Origin of the sequence: Nonomuraea sp. NPDC049709 (genome assembly GCF_040674815.1) — a bacterium.
In the GTDB taxonomy this organism is placed as follows: domain Bacteria; phylum Actinomycetota; class Actinomycetes; order Streptosporangiales; family Streptosporangiaceae; genus Nonomuraea.
The window spans coordinates 23,819-42,703 of the sequence record NZ_JBFANM010000021.1 but is presented as its reverse complement, the minus strand read 5'-3'; the positions used below and the strand labels follow the sequence as shown (position 1 = coordinate 42,703).

The 18,885-nt window shown below is 72.0% G+C and carries 15 protein-coding genes; 7 read left to right on the top strand and 8 right to left on the bottom strand.

Going from position 1 to position 18,885, the window contains the following annotated elements; translation table 11 throughout:
* Positions 1-42: 42 nt before the first annotated feature.
* The 4 genes from AB0J69_RS22255 to AB0J69_RS22240 are packed head-to-tail and all read right to left on the bottom strand — an operon-like array spanning position 43 to position 4,110.
* Positions 43-1,038, bottom strand: coding sequence for a LacI family DNA-binding transcriptional regulator (locus AB0J69_RS22255; RefSeq protein WP_364120111.1), 996 nt, complete (start codon positions 1,036-1,038; stop codon positions 43-45).
* Complete coding sequence (locus AB0J69_RS22250) at positions 1,035-1,913, bottom strand: carbohydrate ABC transporter permease (protein WP_364120108.1); 879 nt, start codon at positions 1,911-1,913, stop codon at positions 1,035-1,037. Before AB0J69_RS22250 ends, AB0J69_RS22255 begins: the two co-directional genes overlap by 4 nt.
* Positions 1,913-2,797, bottom strand: coding sequence for a sugar ABC transporter permease (locus AB0J69_RS22245; RefSeq protein ID WP_364120106.1), 885 nt, complete (start codon positions 2,795-2,797; stop codon positions 1,913-1,915). The genes AB0J69_RS22250 and AB0J69_RS22245 overlap by 1 nt, the downstream gene beginning before the upstream one ends.
* Positions 2,794-4,110, bottom strand: coding sequence for a sugar ABC transporter substrate-binding protein (locus tag AB0J69_RS22240; RefSeq protein ID WP_364120103.1), 1,317 nt, complete (start codon positions 4,108-4,110; stop codon positions 2,794-2,796). Before AB0J69_RS22240 ends, AB0J69_RS22245 begins: the two co-directional genes overlap by 4 nt.
* Before the next feature lie 180 nt (positions 4,111-4,290).
* Between AB0J69_RS22240 and AB0J69_RS22235 the strand changes: the two genes are divergently transcribed.
* The 7 genes from AB0J69_RS22235 (at position 4,291) to AB0J69_RS22205 (ending at position 12,023) form a co-directional block, all read left to right on the top strand.
* The gene (locus tag AB0J69_RS22235) at positions 4,291-6,288 is read left to right on the top strand and encodes a beta-galactosidase (RefSeq protein WP_364120100.1); all 1,998 of its coding nucleotides are present in this window, start codon (positions 4,291-4,293) and stop codon (positions 6,286-6,288) included.
* A 9-nt stretch (positions 6,289-6,297) separates the two neighbouring features.
* Positions 6,298-7,404: an arabinogalactan endo-1,4-beta-galactosidase gene (locus AB0J69_RS22230; protein ID WP_364120097.1), complete on the top strand. Its 1,107-nt coding sequence runs from the start codon at positions 6,298-6,300 to the stop codon at positions 7,402-7,404.
* 68 nt (positions 7,405-7,472) lie between these two features.
* Positions 7,473-7,934 carry an Rrf2 family transcriptional regulator gene (locus tag AB0J69_RS22225; RefSeq protein WP_364120094.1) on the top strand — a complete coding sequence of 154 codons (462 nt, stop codon included), beginning with the start codon at positions 7,473-7,475 and terminating at the stop codon, positions 7,932-7,934.
* Positions 7,935-8,064: 130 nt separating this feature from the next.
* A complete protein-coding gene (locus AB0J69_RS22220; protein WP_364120091.1) occupies positions 8,065-9,255 on the top strand; it encodes a globin domain-containing protein in 1,191 nt (396 codons plus the stop codon).
* Positions 9,256-9,309: 54 nt separating this feature from the next.
* A complete protein-coding gene (locus tag AB0J69_RS22215) occupies positions 9,310-9,948 on the top strand; it encodes a nitroreductase family protein (RefSeq protein ID WP_364120088.1) in 639 nt (212 codons plus the stop codon).
* A gap of 55 nt (positions 9,949-10,003) precedes the next feature.
* Complete coding sequence (locus tag AB0J69_RS22210) at positions 10,004-11,110, top strand: hypothetical protein (RefSeq protein WP_364120085.1); 1,107 nt, start codon at positions 10,004-10,006, stop codon at positions 11,108-11,110.
* Positions 11,111-11,189: 79 nt separating this feature from the next.
* Positions 11,190-12,023 carry an SAM-dependent methyltransferase gene (locus AB0J69_RS22205; RefSeq protein ID WP_364120082.1) on the top strand — a complete coding sequence of 278 codons (834 nt, stop codon included), beginning with the start codon at positions 11,190-11,192 and terminating at the stop codon, positions 12,021-12,023.
* Here AB0J69_RS22205 and AB0J69_RS22200 read toward each other — a convergent pair.
* From AB0J69_RS22200 to AB0J69_RS22185, 4 genes are read right to left on the bottom strand one after another with little or no spacing between them, the layout of a single operon-like run.
* Positions 12,020-13,411 (bottom strand): GH1 family beta-glucosidase, encoded by a 1,392-nt coding sequence (locus tag AB0J69_RS22200; protein WP_364120079.1) that lies wholly within the window; start codon positions 13,409-13,411, stop codon positions 12,020-12,022. The two genes, AB0J69_RS22205 and AB0J69_RS22200, sit on opposite strands and share 4 nt — an antisense overlap.
* Position 13,412: 1 nt before the next feature.
* Positions 13,413-15,728: an alpha-xylosidase gene (gene yicI / locus AB0J69_RS22195; RefSeq protein ID WP_364120076.1), complete on the bottom strand. Its 2,316-nt coding sequence runs from the start codon at positions 15,726-15,728 to the stop codon at positions 13,413-13,415.
* Positions 15,729-15,759: 31 nt separating this feature from the next.
* Entirely contained in the window at positions 15,760-17,841 is a 2,082-nt protein-coding gene (locus AB0J69_RS22190) for a beta-galactosidase (RefSeq protein WP_364120073.1), read from the bottom strand.
* A complete protein-coding gene (locus AB0J69_RS22185; RefSeq protein ID WP_364120070.1) occupies positions 17,838-18,863 on the bottom strand; it encodes a LacI family DNA-binding transcriptional regulator in 1,026 nt (341 codons plus the stop codon). Before AB0J69_RS22185 ends, AB0J69_RS22190 begins: the two co-directional genes overlap by 4 nt.
* Positions 18,864-18,885 lie beyond the last annotated feature (22 nt).

The window sequence follows — 18,885 nt, the reverse complement described above, 5'->3', positions numbered from 1 at the left end:
CGTGATCGTACTGCGGAAACTCCGGCAATAGGGGCAAAACGCTCAGGCTGACTCGCGGATCACCAGCTCCGTGGGCAGTATCACCGGATCGACGTGCCCCGCCCCGTCGATGAGGGCCAGGAGCAGCCGCATCGTCTCCTGGGCCATCTCCGCCAGCGGCTGCCGGATCGTGGTCAGCGGCGGATGGGTCGAGATGGCCACCGAGGAGTCGTCGAAGCCGCCCACCGCCACGTCCTCCGGCACCCGACGGCCCGCCGCGCGCAGCGCCGCCAGCGCCCCGGCCGCCATCAGGTCGGAGGCCACGAAGACGGCGTCGATGTCGGGCGCGCGCTCCAGCAGCTCCGTCATCGCCCGCTCGCCACTGGCCTGCGTCCAGTCGCCGTGCGCGATCAGCTTCGAGGTAGCCTTGCGCCCGAGCACGTCGGCGAAGCCCTCCAGCCGCTGGATGCCGCCCGGCGTGTCCATGGGGCCGGTGATCATGGCGATCCGCCGGCGGCCGAGGGAGACGAAGTATTCGGTCATCTGGCGGGCGCCGAGGCGATCGTCGGCGGCGGCGTACGGGATAACGGTCTCGCGGCCGATGACCGCGCCGCAGGAGACCGCGGGCGGCCCCGTGTGCAGCGCGTCGAGCAGGGGGTCGCCCGCGTGCGTCGAGACCAGCAGCACCCCGTCGGCGTGGCCGCCCCGCACGTAGCGCACCACCCGCTCCCGGTCGCTCTCGTCGCCGGCCAGCATCATCACCAGCGACAGGTCGCGCTCGGCCAGCATCCTGATCGCCACCCTGATCATGGTGCTGTAGTTGGGGTCCTCGAACAGCTTCTCGTGCGGCTCGGACAGGACCATCACGACTGAGCCGGTGCGCTGCGTGACCAGGCTGCGGGCGGCCCGGTTGACGACGTAGCCGGTCTCCGAGATGGCTCGCTCGATGGCCACGCGCGCCGCCGGGCTGACGTATTTGTCCCCGTTGAGGAGACGGGACACCGTGCCGCGGGACACGCCCGCGGCGGCGGCGACGTCGTGGATCGTAGGGCGCTTCACTTCACGGCTCCGGAGGACAGGTCGGTCTTCCAGTATCGCTGCATCGTGAGGAAGAGCGCGATCAGGGGCACGATCGACAGGAACGCGCCCGTGAGGATCAGGTTGTAGAGGGCGGGCTGGTTCGCGCCGGCCGCCAGCAGCGTGTAGAGGCCGACCGTGAGCGGGAACTTGCCGTCGTCGCCGAGCATGATGAACGGCAGCAGGAAGTTGTTCCAGATCGCCACGAACTGGAACAGGAAGATCGTCACCATGCCCGGCACCATCAGCGGCATCGCCACCCGCGACATCAGCCGCCACTCGCCGGCCCCGTCGATCCGCCCCGCCTCCAGCAGGGAGTCGGGGATGGCCGCGGTGGCGTAGATGCGGGCCAGGTAGATGCTGTACGGGTGCAGGATCTGCGGCAGCAGCACGGCCCAGTGGCTGTCGGCCAGGCCGATCTTGGAGAACAGCAGGTACTGCGGGATCGCCAGCACCACGGCGGGCACCAGGATGCCGCCGATGAGCAGGTTGAAGATGGCGTCGCGGCCGGGGAAGCGGAATTTGGCCAGCGCGTACCCGGAGATCGCCGAGACCGCGGTGGACAGCAGCGCGCCCCCGCCCGCGTAGACCAGCGTGTTGCCGGCCCAGAGCCAGAACACCCCGTCCCGGTAGGCGAACAGCTCGGCGACGTTATTCAGGAAGCCGGTGCCGAAGGCGAGCGTCGAGGTGCTGAACAGCTCGGCCGGCGACTTGGTGGCCGCGATCAGTACCCAGGCCACCGGGAACAGGCAGTAGAGCGCGCCGATCAGCAGCAGCGCGGTCGGCACGGCGCCGATCGGCCGGCCCGCGCCCACGCGGGCCCGGCGGCGTGCGGGGGTCGCGGTGACCGTGACCATCAGCCCTCCCCGAAGGCGCGGTTGCGGACCACGCGCAGGAATCCGAACGACAGGACGAGCGAGACCGCCGCGATGACGATCGAGGTGGCGGCGGCCGAGTACAGGTCGCCGGTGACGAAGGCGTCGCGGTAGACCTTCATGAGCGGGCTCCAGGTGGAGCTGATCGTGTTGGTCAGCGGGCGCAGCGTGGTGGGCTCGGTGAACACCTGGACGGTCGCGATGATCGAGAACACGGTGGTCAGGATGATCGCCGGGGTCAGGATCGGGATCTTGACGCGGACGGCGATCTGGAACTCGGAGGCGCCGTCGAGCCGCGCGGCCTCGTACAGGTCGCGCGGGATCGCCCGGAGCGTGGTGTAGAGCACGAGCATGTTGAAGCCGACCCCGCCCCACACCGCCACGTTCGCCATGGAGTACGTGACGGTGGTGGCGCCCAGGAAGTCGATGTCCAGGAGCTCCCTGATCGGGCTGAGCGAGGGCAGGTAGAGGAAGCCCCACAGCAGCGTGGCCGCCACCCCCGGCACCGCGTACGGCAGGAAGATCGCGATCCTCGAGAACCGGGCCAGCCGCACCCGCGCCGAGTCCAGCAGCAGCGCGAACAGCAGCGCCAGCCCCAGCATCACGACCAGCACCAGCGCGCCGTACCCGAGCACCCGCAGCCACCCGCTCCACAGCTCGCCGTCGGCCAGGGCGGCGGCGAAGTTGTCGAACCCGACGAACACCTCCCGCCGCGCGCCCCTGCCCAGCCCCAGCCCGGAGACCTTGGTACGGCGCGTCGCCAGGTAGACGGTGTAGCCGATGGGCACCGCGAGGAACAGCGTGAACAGCACCATCGCGGGGGTCAGGAAGAGATACGGCCAGATCCCCCTTTCCGAGCGCTTCATGACGAGAGCTGGAAGCCGGCCTTGCGCATGTCCGCGACCGTGGCGTCCTGCATGGCCTGCACGGCGTCGGCGAACGGGGTCTTCGCCTGCAGCGCCTTGTCGAAGCCGTCCCTGAAGGCGTTGTACGTCACGCCGACGTTCGGGCCGAAGGTGAACCCGCGCGCCCCGGCGGACACCGCGGCGGCCTGCTGCCAGAAGTCGGGCTGGCCGGCGAAGTACTCGGGGGCCGCGCCGAGCGCCGCCTGCGCCTTGGTCGAGGCCGGGTAGATCGCGGCCTCCTTGACGAGCAGGTCGATGGCGGCGGGGTCGGTGTTGAGCCACGTGATGAACTGGGCGGCGGCGGCCTTGTGCGGGGTCTTGGCCGACACGGCCGTGGACGAGCCGCCCCAGAAGCCGCTGTAGCTCTCGCCGGCGTTCCACTGCGGCAGCGGCGCGACGGCCCACTTGCCCTTGGCCTTGGGCGCGTTGCTGGACAGCACGCCCGGCGCCCAGATCGCGGACGGCCAGGTCAGCAGCTTGCCGTCGTTGAGCGCCTTGTTCCAGTCCGGGGTGAAGTAGGGCATGTCGTCGATGGCGCCCTCCTTGACCAGGCCGTCCCAGTAGTCGGCGACCTTCTTCGTGGGCTCGTCGGCGATGTTCACCTTCCACGACTCGCCGCTGATCGCCCACCACTGCGCCCCGGCCTGCTGCGCCAGCCCTGTGAACGCTCCCGGATCCTTGCTGGAGAACGTGCCGAGGTACGCCTTCGGGTCCTTCTTCCTGACCGTGCGGGCGGCGTCCCCGTACTCCTGCCAGGTCTTGGGGACCGCGATGCCGTACTTGTCGAACAGGTCCTTGCGGTAGAAGAGCATCATCGGGCCGCTGTCCTGCGGGACGCCGTAGACCGACTCGGTGCCCAGCGTCACCAGGCCCCACAGGCCCTCGGTGAACTCGCCCTTGATCGCGGCGGTCTCGGCCTTGAGGTCGGCCACCGCGTCGGCGGCGATGAACGACGGAAGGTGCTGGTACTCGGCCTGCACCAGGTCGGGCGGGTTGCCGGCCTTGGCCGCGGTGAGGAACTTGGCCGCCGCGTCGTCGCCGCCGGCCTGCTTGCTCACCGTCACCTGGATGTCCGGGTGGGCCTTGTTCCAGACCTCGACGATCTTGTCCATGTTCGGGGCCCAGGTCCAGTACGTGAGCTTGACCGGACCCTGGGCGGCGGCCGTGGGGCTCTGCGCCGCCTCGGTGCTCTCGACGGGCTCGCTGGAGCCGCAGCTCGCGAGGGTGGCCGTGAGTGCGACGGCCAGGGCTGCTCCAAGGCGGGGGGCGCGCATGCGTACCTCCAGAGGGTTCTGTGAACGTGCACAGAGTGGAACAGCGCGGAAACGGTCGTCAAGGGGTCGTTACGTTCTCGTTAATCTCCAGGAAGAGCGTGAAATTAGCGGGCAACGGTTCCCAAGCAGACCCGGTCAGCTTTACTGTGCACGTTCACAGAAGTATTTCGAGGGGGATGGATGTATCCGGAGCGTCCTGCCGGGATCGCCTTTGGCGGCGACTACAACCCGGAGCAGTGGCCGCGCGAGGTCCTGGAAGAGGACGTGGCCCTGATGCGCGAGGCCGGGGTGAACCTGGTCAGCCTGGGCATGTTCTCGTGGACGCTGATGGAGCCCGCCGAAGGGCGCTACGAGTTCGGCTGGCTGGACGAGGTCATCGACCGGCTGCACGCGGCCGGCGTCGCGGTCGACCTGGCCACCCCGACCGCCGCCCCGCCCGCCTGGTTCGTGGCCGCGCACCCCGACGTGCTGCCGGTGACCAGGGAGGGGTTGCGGATCGGGTTCGGCGGCAGGCAGAGCGCCTGCTCCAGCGCCCCGGCCTTCCGGGAGGCGACCGCGCGGCTGGTGCGGGCGCTGGGCGAGCACTACCGCGGCCATCCGGCCGTGGTCATGTGGCACGTGCACAACGAGTACGGGGCCCCGCTCGGCGAGTGCTACTGCGCGCACAGCGTGGCGGCGTGGCGGAGGTGGCTTGAAGCCACATATCGCGATATTTCCGCATTGAACGATGCCTGGGGCGCCACGTTCTGGGGCCAGACGTACACCGACTGGTCCGAGATCGACGCCCCGCGCGCCAACCACACGGTCGTCAACCCGGCCCAGCGCCTCGACTACGCCCGCTTCAGCGACGGCCAGCACCGCGAGCACTACGTGCTGCAGCGCGACATCCTGCGCGAGCTGGCACCCGGCCTGCCGATCACCACGAACTTCGCCGGCACCGTGAACTGCAAGTCCACCGACCTGTGGCAGTGGGCCCGCGAGCTGGACGTGATCGCCAACGACCACTACCTCAAGGCCGAGCGCCCCGACAACCACATCGAGCTGGCCATGTCCGCCGACCTCGCCAGGTCCGTGGCGGGCGGCGCGCCGTGGATGCTGATGGAGCACTCGGCGGGCGCGGTCAACTGGCAGCCGCGCAACCTCGCCAAGCGGCCCGGCGAGATGCGCCGCAACAGCCTGGCGCACGTCGCTCGCGGCTCGGACAGCGTGCTGTTCTTCCAGTTCAGGGCTTCGCGGTTCGGCGCCGAGAAGTTCCACTCGGGCATGGTGCCGCACGCCGGGACGGATTCCGAGCAGTGGCGCGAGGTCGTGCGGCTGGGTGCCGACCTGCGGCGGCTGGCCGGTCTGCGGGGCAGCCGGGTGCGGGCCGAGGTGGCGATCGTCTGGGACTGGGAGTCGTACTGGGCGCTGGAGCTGGACTGGCGGCCGTCGGTGGACCTGACGTTCCGGGAGCGGGTGGACGCCTTCTACGAGGCGTTGTGGCGGGAGCACGTCACGGTGGACTTCGTCCACCCTTCCGCCGATATTTCGGGATATCGGGTGGTGGTGGCGCCGAGCTCGTACCTGCTGACCGAGGCCTCCGCCAAGAACCTGCACCGGTACGTGGAAGCGGGCGGGAACCTGCTCGTGTCGTACTTCTCCGGCATCGTGGACGAGTACGACACCATCCACCCTGGCGCCCACCCCGGCGCGCTGCGCGAGCTGCTCGGCCTGTCGATCGAGGAGTTCCACCCCCTCCGCGAGCACGAGACGGTGGCGCTGACCGGCGGCGGCCCCTCCCCGGCCAGAGCCCGCGTCTGGTCCGAGCGGATCCGCCCGGCGGGCGCGGTCGCCGTCCGGGACTTCGCCGAGGGACCCGATGCCGGCCACCCCGCCTTCACCCGCCACGACCTGGGCGCCGGCACCGCCTGGTACCTCGCCACCGCGCCGGCCACCGGCCTGCGCGACCTGCTCGCCCAGGTGCTCGACCGCGCGGAGGTGTCCCGCCCGCGCGGCCTGCCCGACACCCTCGAGCTGGTGCGCAGGGGCGCCCACGTCTTCCTGATCAACCACGGCGACCGGCCCGTGACAGTGGAGGGGGTGAGCGGCGTGAGCGTGTTCGACGGCGCACGGCACGACGGGCCGGTCACCGTCGAGGCCGGCGCGGTCACGGTCGTCGTGGAGACCCCCCAACCCTAGGGAGACCCGATGAAACGGTTACTCACCGCGCTGCTGCTGGTCACCGCCCTGGCCGTGGCACAGCCGGCCCAGGCGCAGGCCGGCCCCGGCCGCCTGCAGATCAGGGGCGCGGACGTCTCCAGCCTGGCCAAGTCGGAGGCCTTCGGCGGCGTCTACCGCGACGCCCGCGGGCGCCAGGGCGACGCGCTGCGGATCCTGTCGCAGGCCGGGCTCAACTACATGCGGCTCAAGGTCTGGGTGAACCCGGCCGACGGCTACAACACCAAGACGCAGGTGCTCGCGGTGGCCAGGCGGATCAAGGCGCTCGGCATGGGCCTGCTCGTCGACTTCCACTACTCCGACACCTGGGCCGACCCGGGCAAGCAGTTCAAGCCGGCCGCGTGGGAGCCGCTCCCGTTCGACCAGCTCAGGCAGGCCGTGTACGACCACACGTACGACGTGCTCGACGCGCTGCGCCGCCAGGGCACCGCGGCCGACATGGTGCAGGTGGGCAACGAGATCAACGGCGGCCTGCTCTGGCCGGACGGCTCCAACGCCAACTGGGCGAACACCGCCGCGCTGCTGAACGCCGGCTACGACGCGGTCAAGCGCGTGTCCGGCTCGACCAAGGTCGTGCTGCACCTGGCCAACGGCGGCGACAACGGCCTCTACCGGTGGTGGTTCGACAACGCCGCCGCCAACGGCATCCGGTACGACGTGATCGGCCTGTCGTACTACGCCTACTGGCACGGCACGCTGGAGACCTTCCAGGCCAACATCAACGACGTGGCCACCCGGTACGGCAAGCCCGTGGTCGTGGTCGAGACGGCCTACCCGTTCACCACGGCCGACGACGACGGCTGGGAGAACATCATCGTCTCCGCGGAGCCGTACCCCGGCTACCGGGCCACGCCGCAGGGCCAGTCCGCGATGCTGACCAGGGTGGCCGACATCGTCCGCGCCGTGCCGAACGGCCTGGGCCTCGGCCTGTTCGCCTGGGAGGCCACCTGGACCGGAGTCAAGGGCAACGGCTGGGACCCGGCCGACCCGGCGTCGGGCAACGGCTGGGAGAACCAGGCGCTGTTCGACTACGCCGACCGGGCACTTCCGGCGATGTCGGTGCTCGGCCGCCTCTGACGCCGTCCCCCGGGCTGCCCCGGTCCTGACGGGCGGGGCAGCCCGCGCCGGCGCCTACCGTAAGAAATATGCGCCTGACCGCCTTCACCGACATCTCGCTGCGCCTCGTGATGCGCCTGGCCGTGGCGCGCCCGGACGAGCTGCTGACCACCCGCACCGCCGCCGGCATGCTGGCCGTCCCCTACACCCACGCCGCCAAGGCCGTGGCCAGGCTGAGCGAGCTGGGCGTGGTGGAGGCCAGGCGGGGGCGGGGCGGCGGGCTCCAGCTCACCGAGGCCGGCCGCGGCGCGTCGGTCGGGAGCCTGGTGCGCGGCCTGGAGCCCGAGGGCGACGTGGTGGGCTGTGAGGACGACCCGCCGTGCCCGCTGCGGGCGGCCTGCCGGCTGCGTTCCGCGCTGCGCCAGGCGCAGGAGGCCTTCTACGCCTCGCTCGACACGATCACGGTGGAATCCCTGGTCAGCGCCCCCACCGGCCCGGTCCTGCTGTCCCTCACGGCACCCGCCGACGCGACCGCCCCGCGGGCCAAATAATATGAATCTCAGATGCAAGTTAATTGGGTCTGGGTACTTCATGCTGTCCCCCGAAGCCGCGGCCGTCGTCCGGGACGCCCGCTCCGCCGGATGAATCCCAGACACTCATTCAGCTGTGTGGAGGTTCATCATGCTGTCCGCCAAAGCCGCGGAGCTCGTCCGTGTCACCCTGCCCGTCGTCGGGGCCGAGCTGGAGACGATCACGGCGCGGTTCTACGACACCATGTTCGGCGACCATCCCGAGTTGCTCGACGGCCTGTTCAACCGCGGCAACCAGCGCAGCGGCGAGCAGCGCAAGGCCCTGGCCGGAGCGGTGGCGGCCTTCGCGGGCGCGCTGCTGGCCAACCCCGGCGAGCGGCCCGACGCGCTGCTGGCGCGCATCGCCCACAAGCACACCGCCGTGGGAGTGACCGACGACCAGTACGTCATCGTGCACAAATACCTGTTCGGGGCCATCGCCGAGGTGCTCGGTGACGCGGTCACGCCCGACATCGCGGCGGCCTGGGACGAGGTCTACTGGCTGATGGCGGGCGCGCTGATCGCCATGGAGGCCCGCATCTACGCCGAGGCCGGGGCGCGCGACGGCCGGACCTGGCGCCAGTGGCGGGTGGTCGAGCGGCGCGAGGAGACGGCGGACGCGATCTCCCTGGTGCTGCGGCCGATCGGCGACGAGCCCGTGCCGCCGGCCCGGCCCGGACAGTACGTCAGCGTGCGGGTGACCATGCCCGACGGCGTGCGCCAGCTCCGGCAGTACACGCTGTCCGGGCACGGCGGGGACGGCTGCCGCAGCATCACCGTCAAGCGGGTGCGCGGCGACGGGCAGCCCGATGGGGAGGTGTCCTCGCTGCTGCACGCCACGGTCAAGGTGGGCGACGAGCTGACCCTGTCCGCGCCGTTCGGCGACGTGTCCCTCGAGGAGGGCGACGCGCCGCTCGTCCTGGTCTCGGCGGGCATCGGCTGCACCCCGATCGCCGCGATGCTGCGCCACCTGGCCGACACCGGGTCCACCCGCCGGGTGCTGGTGCTGCACGGCGACCGCTCCAGGGACGGCCACGCGCTGCGCGCGGACATGGAGCGCCTGACGGACGCGCTGCCCGACGGCGAGCGCGTCTTCTGGTACGAGGAGGGCGAGCACGAGACGGCCCGCCCCGGGCGGATGGATCTGGACGGCGTCGAGATCCCCGAGGGCGCGGTCGCCTACATGTGCGGGCCGGTCGAATTCATGCGCGCCGTCCGCGGCGGGCTCATCGAGGCCGGGGTGGCCCCGCGCGACATCCACTACGAGGTGTTCGGCCCGGACCTCTGGCTCGGCGCGGCCTGACACGCGGCGACGGGTGGTCTGGAGCGGACGTCCGGACATGGGCATGATGACCACATGATGATCTCAGCCGACGAGCTGCTCACCACCACCCGAAGCGTGCGCAAGCGCCTCGACCTCACCCGTCCCGTCCCGATGGAGCTGGTACGCGAGTGCCTGGAGATCGCCCTCCAGGCACCCACCGGGGGCAACTCGCAGGGCTGGCACTGGATCGTGGTGACCGACCCCGAGCTGCGCAGGGCCATCGGCGGCTACTACGCGCGATCCTGGCAGGCGTACTACGGCTCCGGCGGCGGGGCGCGCTCGCTGTTCAGGGACGACCCGGTGCGTTCGGCGGCCCAGGAACGGGTCTCCGACAGCGCCGCGTACCTGGCCGACCACATGGGCGAGGTGCCCGTACTGGTGATCGGCTGCATCACGGTGCCCGGTGGGCTGCCCGAGGGCAACCAGTCGGGGCTGTGGGGCTCGCTGCTGCCGGCCGCGTGGAGCTACATGCTGGCCGCCCGCGCCCGGGGCCTGGGCACCGCCTGGACCACGCTGCACCTGGCATACGAGAGCGAGGTCGCCGAGCTGCTCGGCATCCCCGGGAACGTCCGGCAGGGCGTTCTCCTGCCCACCGCCTACTACACCGGCGAGACGTTCCGTCCCGCCAACCGCCAGCCCCTGGACGAGGCGCTCCACCTCGACCGCTGGTAACCCCCGCGGGGCGGGGGCACAGTGGAGGCCAGGACCGACGTGAGGGAGGGCCCCCGTGATCTCCTTGCCGCTGCTGCCGACGTCGCTGGTCGGCAGCTACGCCCAGCCCGAGTGGCTGATCGACCGCGCCAAGCTGGCCGGCCGGTTCCCGCCCCGCGTTCGGGCCAGGGAGTTGTGGCGGATTCCGCCCGGCCTGCTGTCCCAGGCCCAGGACGACGCCACCGAGCTGGCGATCAGGGCGCAGGAGCGCGCCGGGCTCGACATCGTCACCGACGGGGAGATCCGGCGCGAGAGCTACTCCAACCACTTCGCCACCGCCCTGGAGGGCATCGACCTGGACAACCCGGGCACGGCGCTGGACCGCAGCGGCCACCCGAACCCGGTGCCGCGCATCTCCGGGCCCATCCGGCGGCCCCGCCCGGTCGAGGTGGACGACCTGAACTTCCTGCGCGCGCACACCGATCACGTGGTGAAGATGACGGTGCCGGGGCCGTTCACGATGAGCCAGCAGGCACAGAACGACCACTACCCCGACGCCGAGGCCGCCGCCATGGACTACGCGGCGGCGGTCAACGCCGAGATCCGCGACCTGTTCGCCGCCGGGGCCGACATCGTGCAGATCGACGAGCCGTACATGCAGGCCAGGCCCGAGGCGGCGCGCGCCTACGGCCTGGCCGCGCTGAACGCCGCCCTCGACGGCGTCACCGGCATGACGGCGGTGCACATCTGCTTCGGCTATGCGGCGATCATCCACGAGCGGCCGGAGGCGTACTCGTTCCTGCCGGAGCTGGCCGGCTGCCCGGTCCGGCAGGTGTCGATCGAGACCGCGCAGTCGGGGCTGGACCTCGGGGTGCTGTCCGACCTGAAGGACAAGACGGTCATCCTCGGCGTGATCGACCTGTCCACGCCGGAGGTCGAGCCGGTCGAGGTGGTGGCGGACCGGGTGCGCCGGGCGTTCGAGCGGGTGCCGCCCGAGCGGATCGTCATCGCCACCGACTGCGGGATGAAGTATCTGCCCCGGGCGTCGGCCGAGGGCAAGATGCGGGCCATGGCCGGCGCGGCCCGCCTGCTGCGCCGTGAACTGGGCCGTGAACTGGGCCGTGAACTGGGCCGTGAACTGAGCCGTGAACTGGGCAGCGAACTGGATCGCGACATTTCCTGATCAATTTCCCGCCCGTACGGGAAGCTCGCAATTAGGATCATGGGCCTGACCCCCCCTGAACCATCGCAAGGAGCCGACAGTGCCCGACAGCGAGCAGGAGAGCACGCCCAGCGGGATCGACACCAGCAAGCCGAGCGTGGCCCGCGTCTACGACTACTTCCTCGGCGGCAAGGACAACTACGAGATCGATCGCCACGTGGCCACGGCGGCACTGCAGATCGCGCCGGACGCGCCCCAGGCCGCCCAGTCCAACCGGCAGTTCCTGCGGCGCACGGTCCGCCATCTCGCCGCCGAGGCGGGTGTCCGGCAGTTCCTGGACATCGGCTCGGGCCTGCCCACTCAGGGCAACGTGCACGAGGTCGCCCAGTCCGCCGCCCCGGGCGCCCACGTCGTGTACGTCGACCACGACCCGATCGTCCTGGCCCACGGCCGCGCCCTGCTCGCCGTCGACGAGACCACCACGATCGTCGACGCCGACGTCCGCGAGCCCGAGAAGATCCTCGACGACCCCAGGACGCGCGCCCTCATCGACTTCAGCGAGCCGGTCGGGCTGCTGATGTTCGCGATCCTGCACCACCTGTCGGACCAGGACGACCCGGCGGGCCTCGTGACCCGGCTCCTGCGCCCGCTGGCCCCGGGCAGCCACGTGGTGATCTCGCACTTCCACAACCCCGGCCAGGCCCACCCCGAGGTGTCGCAGCAGGCCTTCACCGCGGAGAAGCTCTTCAACGAGCACCTCGGCACCGGCCGGTGGCGCACCCACGGGGAGATCCTCGCCTATTTCGACGGGCTCGAACTGCTGGAGCCCGGTCTGGTGCCGCTGCCGGAGTGGCGTCCGGACCCCGGCGAGCACCAGCCCGAGCTGGGCATCACGTACCAAACCTTCGTGGGAGGCGTGGGCCGCAAGCCCTAGCCGGGGAGCTTGCCCGAAGCCACCACGTCCTTGTACCAGTGGGCGCTGTCCTTCCAGGTGCGCTCCATCGTCTCCCGGTTCACCCGGACGATGCCGAACCGCTTGGCGTAGCCGTGCGCCCACTCGAAGTTGTCCATCAGCGACCACACGAAGTAGCCTCGCACGTCCGCCCCCGCCGCGATCGCCTCGGTCACGGCCGTCAGGTGGCGGTGCAGGTAGTCGACGCGGTCCGCGTCGTGGACGAGCCCGTCGGGGGAGACCGGGTCGGGGAACGCGGCGCCGTTCTCGGTGATCATCGTCGGTAGGTCCGGGTAGTCGCGGTGCAGGCGCAGCAGCAACTCGGTCAGGCCGGTCTCGTCGATGTTCCAGCCCATCTCGGTGTACGGCCCCGGCTGCCTGACGAACTCGATGTCCTCGCAGGCGATCCATGGGGAGACGGCCCCGTCCTGGTGCCCGTCGGCGGTCTCCCGCGGGGTCACGCCGTCCCACTGCCGCACCAGCGTCGGGTTGTAGTAGTTGACCCCGAGCACGTCCAGCGGCTGGCAGGCGGTGGCCTCGTCGCCGTCGCGCACGAACGACCAGTCGGTCACCGAGGCGGTGTCGGCGATCAGGTCACGCGGGTAGGCGCCCTCCAGCATCGGGCCGAGGAAGGCCCGGTTGGACAGGGCGTCCGCGCGCCGCACCGCGTCGGCGTCGCGCTCGGACACGCCGCGCACGTGGTGCAGGTTGAGCGTGACCGACATCTGCGCGCCCTTGGCGGCGGTCGTCCGCAGTGCCTGCACGGCCAGGCCGTGGCCCAGGTTGAGGTGGTGCACGGCGGCCAGGGCGGCGGCCGGATCGGTCCTGGCCGGGGCGTGCACGCCGGAGGCGTAGCCCAGGTAGGCCGAGCACCACGGCTCGTTCAGGGTGATCCAGGTCCGGACGCGGTCGCCGAGCGCCTCGCCCATGAGCCGGGCGTACTCGGCGAAGCGCTCGGCGGTGTCGCGGTGCGGCCAGCCGCCCGCGTCCTCCAGTTCCTGCGGCAGGTCCCAGTGGTAGAGCGTGGCCACCGGGGCGATGTCCCTGGCCAGCAGGCCGTCCACGAGCCGCTGGTAGAAGTCCAGGCCCGGCGCGTTGACCGGGCCGCGGCCGCCCGGCTGCACGCGCGGCCAGGAGATGGAGAATCGGTAGGCGCCGACGCCCAGCCCGGCGAGGAGGTCGAGGTCTTCCTCCAGCCGGTGGTAGTGGTCGCAGGCCACGTCCCCGGTGTCGCCGTTGGCCACCAGGCCCGGCGTGTGGGAGAAGGTGTCCCAGATCGACGGGCCGCGCCCGTCCTCCGTGGCGGCGCCCTCTACCTGGTAGGCGGCGGTTGCGGTGCCCCACAGGAAGTTCTCGGGGAAGGCAGGCATGTCACTCCTTGGCGCTGACGATGATCTCGATGTGGTCGGTCTCCGGAGCCGCGGCGGCGTTCGTCCCGGCGTGGCGCAGGTTCCAGGGGGCGGGCGCGCCCGCGAGGCGGCGGGCGCTCAGGCGGTCACCCTCGCGGGAGACCTCGAACACGGCCGCGGCGCCGCCGCCGAGCGCCGGCACGGGGGAGGGCACGGGGGAGGGCACGGTGACCGTCCTGGCGGCGCCGTCGGGGAGCTCGTGGACGGCGAGGGTGACGCCGTCGGCGTAGTCGTAGTCGGGCCGGTCGTCGCGGGCGCCGACGGCGATCACCGCGCCCGGCCGCACCAGCAGCGGCAGGCTGTCGAACCCGTGCCGCTCGGTACGCCACCCCGGCCCGGCGACGGTCTCGCCGTCGAACAGCCGCGTCCACGTGCCCTCAGGTACGTAGTACGAAATTTCCCCATCCGCCGAGAGTACGGGCGCCACCAGCAGGTCCGGGCCGAGCATGTACTGGGCGTCCAGGTAGTCGCAGGCCCGGTCGCCGGGGAACTCCAGCTGCATGGCCCGCATCATCGGCAGGCCCTCGGTCGCGGCCTGCACGGCGGCGCCGTACAGGTAGGGCATCAGCCGCGCCTTCAGCCGCGTGAACGAGCGCAGCACCGCCACGGACTCCCCATCCGGCTCCTCGTCGAACGACCACGGCACGCGGTACGACCCGCTCCCGTGCAGCCGGCTGTGCGACGACAGCAGCCCGAACGCCACCCACCGCTTGAACACCGCCGGATCGGGCCGCCCCTCGAACCCGCCGATGTCGTGGCTCCAGAACCCGAACCCGGCCAGCCCCAGCGACAGCCCGCCCCGCAGCGACTCGGCCATCGCCTCGAACGTCGACTCGCAGTCACCGCCCCAGTGCACCGGCAGCCGCTGCCCGCCGGTCGTGGCCGAGCGCGCGAACAGCACGACCTCACCCGGCCCGCGCCGTTCGGCCAGCACGTCGTGCACGGTCTGGTTGTAGAGCAGGCTGTAGTAGTTGTGCATCCGCTCGGGGTCGGAGCCGTCGGCGTAGCCGACGTCGGTCGGGATGCGCTCGCCGAAGTCGGTCTTGAACGCGTCCACCCCCATGTCGAGCAGCCCTCGCAGCTTGCCCGCGTACCAGTCGCGGGCCGCGGGCGAGGTGAAGTCCACCAGCGCCCGCCCGGCCTGCCAGTGATCATCCTGCCAGACCGTGCCGTCTGCCCTGCGCAGCAGGTGCCCGGCCGCGGCCCCCTCCTCGAACAACGCCGACGCCTGCCCGATGTAGGGGTTGATCCACAGGCAGACCCGCAGCCCGCGCTCCTTGAGGCGGCGCAGCATGCCCTTCGGGTCGGGGAACACCTCGGGGTCCCACTCGAAGTCGCACCAGCGGAACTGCCGCATCCAGAAGCAGTCGAAGTGGAACACGCTCAGGGGCAGGTCCCGCTCGGCCATCCCGTCCACGAACGACATCACCGTCGCCTCGTCGTAGTCGGTGGTGAACGAGGTGGACAGCCACAGCCCGAACGACCAGGCGGGCGGCAGCGCCGGGCGGCCGGTCAGGGCCGTGTAGCGGCGCAGGATCTCGGCGGGCGTCGGCCCGTGGATGACGAGGTACTCCAGGTCGTGGCCCTCGACGCTGAACTGCACCCGCGACACCGACTCCGAACCCACCTCGAACGACACCCGGCCCGGGTGGTTGACGAACACCCCGTAGCCCCGGTTGGTGAGGTAGAACGGGACGTTCTTGTAGGCGATCTCGCTGCTGGTGCCGCCGTCCTCGTTCCAGATGTCGATCGACTGGCCGTTGCGGACGAAGGCGCCGAAGCGCTCGCCGAGGCCGTACACGAGCTCGCCGGCGCTCAGCCCGAGCTGCTCGATCATGAAGTGCCGCGCGTCCGGGTCGTGCATGACGCCCAGGCTCCTGCCGCCGCTACGGGTCAGCTCCCGGCCGCCGGCGCTGAAGGTCATGTCCCAGGGGGCGTCCCTGCGGACCCGGACCGTGAGGGCGCCGCTGGTCAGGCCGGCCTCCTTGCCGTCCACGCCGATCAGCACGTCCGGCCGGTCGTCGCGCACCGCGAAGGCGGGGGAGTCCGGCACGGATCCGGCGAGGTGCACCGTGCGCACGCGGATCACGTCCGGCATCGGCGAGGACAGGTCCACCCGCAGGACCGGCCCGTCGATGGTGCTGCCGCGGTGAACGATCTCCCGCGCGGGGGCGAGGATCCGCAGCGAGCCGGCCTCCGCGGTCACGTCGTGGGCCGCGACGGCGTACTCGCCCCGCACCCCGGGACGCATCCGCCAGTAGCCGTCTTTGAACTTCATGCCAATCCGTTCTCGGGGTGAGGCCGGGGGATCAGGGACGCAGGGCGGCGACCGCGCGGGCCGCCAGCGTGACGTGGCCCTCCGCGGGGGAGCCGGTCAGCAGGTCCTCGGCGGCGTGCGGGATCGGCACGCGTACGGTGGCGTCGCCGTGGTTGAGCAGGAACAGCACCTCGCCGCGGCGGACCGCCTCGACACCCTCCGGCAGCCCGGGGACCAGGCCGCTCACGCCGGCGTCGGCCAGCACCCGGTCGGCCAGCGCGCCGAGCGCGGCCGGCTCGGGCATCGTGGCCACGTACCAGGCGACGCCCGCGCCCGCGCGGTGCCGCGTCACGGCGGGCCGCCCGTCCAGGTCGCCCCCGGCGAACTCGGCCACCACCTCGGCGCCCTCCGCGGTGAGCAGCTCGGTCCAGGTGCGCGCGGCGAACTCCGCCCCGTTCTCCGGGCCGTCCACCGCCCCGTCCACCGCCCCGTCCACCGGGCCGTCCTCCGGGCCGCCGTTCCAGCGGCAGCGCACGGGCGGGTCCTCCGGGGCCGGCAGCCACTCCTCGCCGGAGGCGCCCAGCACCTCCCGCAGCGGCGCGGGGAACCGCCCGGTACGCACCTGCGCCCGCGGGTCCACCACCCCGGAGAACGGCCCGACCACCAGCACGCCGCCACCGCGCACGTACGCGGTCAGCCCGGCCGCGTCCTCGTCGCTGACCAGGAACAGGTTCGGCACCACGACCAGCGCGTACGCCGACAGGTCGGCGGCGGGCGGCATCACGTCCACGCTCACCCCGCGCTCGAAGAACGGCACGTAGTAGCTCAGCAGCTGGTCCACGGCGTTGAGCCGGTCACTGGGCCGGCCCCGCTCCTCCAGCGCCCACCAGCTTTCCCAGCCGAACACCATCGCCACCCGCGCCGGCACCGGCTCGCCCGCCAGGCCCGCCAGCTTCCGCAGCTCCTGCCCGTGCGCGCGCACCGCCGCGTGCAGCCGCGTCTCCGCGCCGGCGTGCGGCACCATCGCGGCGTGGAAGCGCTCGGCGCCGAACCGGGAGGCCCGCCACTGGAAGTAGCACAATCCGTCCGCGCCGCGCGCCAGCGCCTGCAGCGACTCCAGCCGGAACTGGCCGGGCGGCTTGGGCAGGTTGTGCGGGCGCCAGTTGACGGCGCTCGTGGACTGCTCCATCAGCAGCCACGGCCGGCCCCCGGCCAGGCCGCGCATGAGGTCGTGGGTGAGCGCCGTCCTGGCCGGGGCGAGCGGGTCGCCCGGCTCCGGGTACCAGTCGTTGGCGACCACGTCCTCCTCGGCGGCGACCGACCAGTAGTCCACCCGCTTGAACAAGCCCATGAAGTTCGTGGTGACCGGCGTGCCCGGCGTGCGCGCCCGCACGACGTCCCGCTCGGCGCGGAAGTGGTCGAGCAGCGCGTCGGAGCAGAAGCGCCACCAGTCGAGGCGCTGGGAGGGGTTGATGATGTACGGGGCGCGGCGCGGCGGGACGACCTCGGCCCAGTCGCCGTACCCCTGACTCCAGAACGTGGTGCCCCACGCCTCGTTGAGCGTGCCGAGGTCGCCGTACCGCTCCCGCAGCCAGGCGCGGAACGCCGCGGCCGAGACGTCGCAGTGGCAGACCTCGCCCAGCTCGTTGCCCACGTGCCACAGGGCCAGCGCCGGGTGGCCGGCGTACCGGTCGGCCAGGGCGGTCACGATCTCCAGCGCCCGCTCCCGGTAGACGGGGGAGGAGGGGCAGAACTGGTTGCGCGAGCCGTACCAGAGCCGGTGCCCGCCCTCGTCCACCGGCAGCGTCTCCGGCCACCGGTGCCCCAGCCACGGCGGCGGCGAGGCCGTCGGCGTCGCCAGGTCCACCGCGATCCCGTGCTCCGCCATCAGGTCGAGCACCCGGTCGAGCCAGCCGAAGTCCCGCCTGCCCGGCTCCGGCTCCAGCCGCGCCCAGCTGAACACGCCGACCGTGACCAGGTTGACCCCGGCGGCCCGCATCAGCCGGGCGTCCTCCGCCCAGACCTCCTCCGGCCACTGCTCCGGGTTGTAGTCCCCGCCGAACAACAGCCCGCGGCCCTCGGTGAGCGTGTGCATCCCCAGCTTTGACGACGTGACTCCCGCACCGGGCTTCATGACGTGACTCCCTCACGTGGCGGCGCGGAGCTGTCCCCGACCACCAGACGGCAGGGCACGAGCCGCTGCCGCGGCGGCGCGTTCCCCTGCAAGCGGTCGATGAGCATCTGCGCGCCGAGCCGCCCCAGCTCGGCGCTGGGCGGCTCCAGCGTCGTGAGCCGGGGGTGGAACATCTCGGCGACCCGGGCCGACGACAGCACCAGCATCAGCGTCAGGTCGCCGGGAATCCGCCAGCCGCGCCGCGCCACGGCCGCGATCACGCCGACCGCCGCGTGGTCGTCCATCACCGCCAGCGCGGTCACGTCGGGGTGCCCGGCCAGCAGCCGGTCGAACGCCTCGGCGCCCTCCTCGGGGGAGCCGGGGCGGAAGTCGTCCACGTACGCGATGCCGGCCTGCCGCGCGGCGGCGCCGAACTCCGCGCCGGCCCGGATCGCGGGGCCGTACTGGGCCGCGTACGCGTCCGCGGAGAGGTTGAAGAAGGCCAGCTTGCGGTGCCCGAGCCCGGCCACGTGCGCCACGGCGTCCCTGGCCGTCGCGGCGAAGTCGATGTCGGCGTAGTCGATCGGCCCCGGGTCGCGGGTGCGCCCGATCATGCCGAACGGCACCCCGGCCGCCACCAGGAACTCCGCGCGCTCGTCGTCGAGCCGCACCTCCATCAGCAGCACGCCGTCCACCAGCCCCAGGCCGGTCAGGTGGCGCAGCTCCTCGATCGGGTCGGCGTTCTCGGGGGAGAGCAGGAGGTGGTAGCCCAGCTCGCGGGCCGCCTCGGCGGCGCCGGTGGCGAACCGCATCTCGGTCGGGCCGAAACCGCCACGCGGGGCCGGGAACAGCAGGGCCAGGATGCGGGTGCGCTTGCTCTGCAGGCCGCGGGCCAGCAGGTTCGGGCGGTACCCGAGCTCTTCGGCGGCCCGCTCGACGCGCCGCCGGGTCGCCGCCGCCACCGGACGGGTGCCGTTGAGCGCCGCGGACGCGGTGCTGACCGCGACCTGGGCACGCTCGGCCACGTCACGCAGCGAGGTCATGGAGGGCTCCAGGGACGGACCG

Bases quoted from the DNA above. Each gene is read 5' to 3' on its own strand.
- AB0J69_RS22250 (WP_364120108.1), bottom strand. From the start codon at position 1,913: ATGGTCACGGTCACCGCGACCCCCGCACGCCGCCGGGCCCGCGTGGGC.
- AB0J69_RS22245 (WP_364120106.1), bottom strand. From the start codon at position 2,797: ATGAAGCGCTCGGAAAGGGGGATCTGGCCGTATCTCTTCCTGACCCCC.
- AB0J69_RS22240 (WP_364120103.1), bottom strand. From the start codon at position 4,110: ATGCGCGCCCCCCGCCTTGGAGCAGCCCTGGCCGTCGCACTCACGGCC.
- AB0J69_RS22235 (WP_364120100.1), top strand. From the start codon at position 4,291: ATGTATCCGGAGCGTCCTGCCGGGATCGCCTTTGGCGGCGACTACAAC.
- AB0J69_RS22230 (WP_364120097.1), top strand. From the start codon at position 6,298: ATGAAACGGTTACTCACCGCGCTGCTGCTGGTCACCGCCCTGGCCGTG.
- AB0J69_RS22225 (WP_364120094.1), top strand. From the start codon at position 7,473: ATGCGCCTGACCGCCTTCACCGACATCTCGCTGCGCCTCGTGATGCGC.
- AB0J69_RS22220 (WP_364120091.1), top strand. From the start codon at position 8,065: ATGCTGTCCGCCAAAGCCGCGGAGCTCGTCCGTGTCACCCTGCCCGTC.
- AB0J69_RS22215 (WP_364120088.1), top strand. From the start codon at position 9,310: ATGATGATCTCAGCCGACGAGCTGCTCACCACCACCCGAAGCGTGCGC.
- AB0J69_RS22200 (WP_364120079.1), bottom strand. From the start codon at position 13,411: ATGCCTGCCTTCCCCGAGAACTTCCTGTGGGGCACCGCAACCGCCGCC.
- yicI (WP_364120076.1), bottom strand. From the start codon at position 15,728: ATGAAGTTCAAAGACGGCTACTGGCGGATGCGTCCCGGGGTGCGGGGC.
- AB0J69_RS22190 (WP_364120073.1), bottom strand. From the start codon at position 17,841: ATGAAGCCCGGTGCGGGAGTCACGTCGTCAAAGCTGGGGATGCACACG.
- AB0J69_RS22185 (WP_364120070.1), bottom strand. From the start codon at position 18,863: ATGACCTCGCTGCGTGACGTGGCCGAGCGTGCCCAGGTCGCGGTCAGC.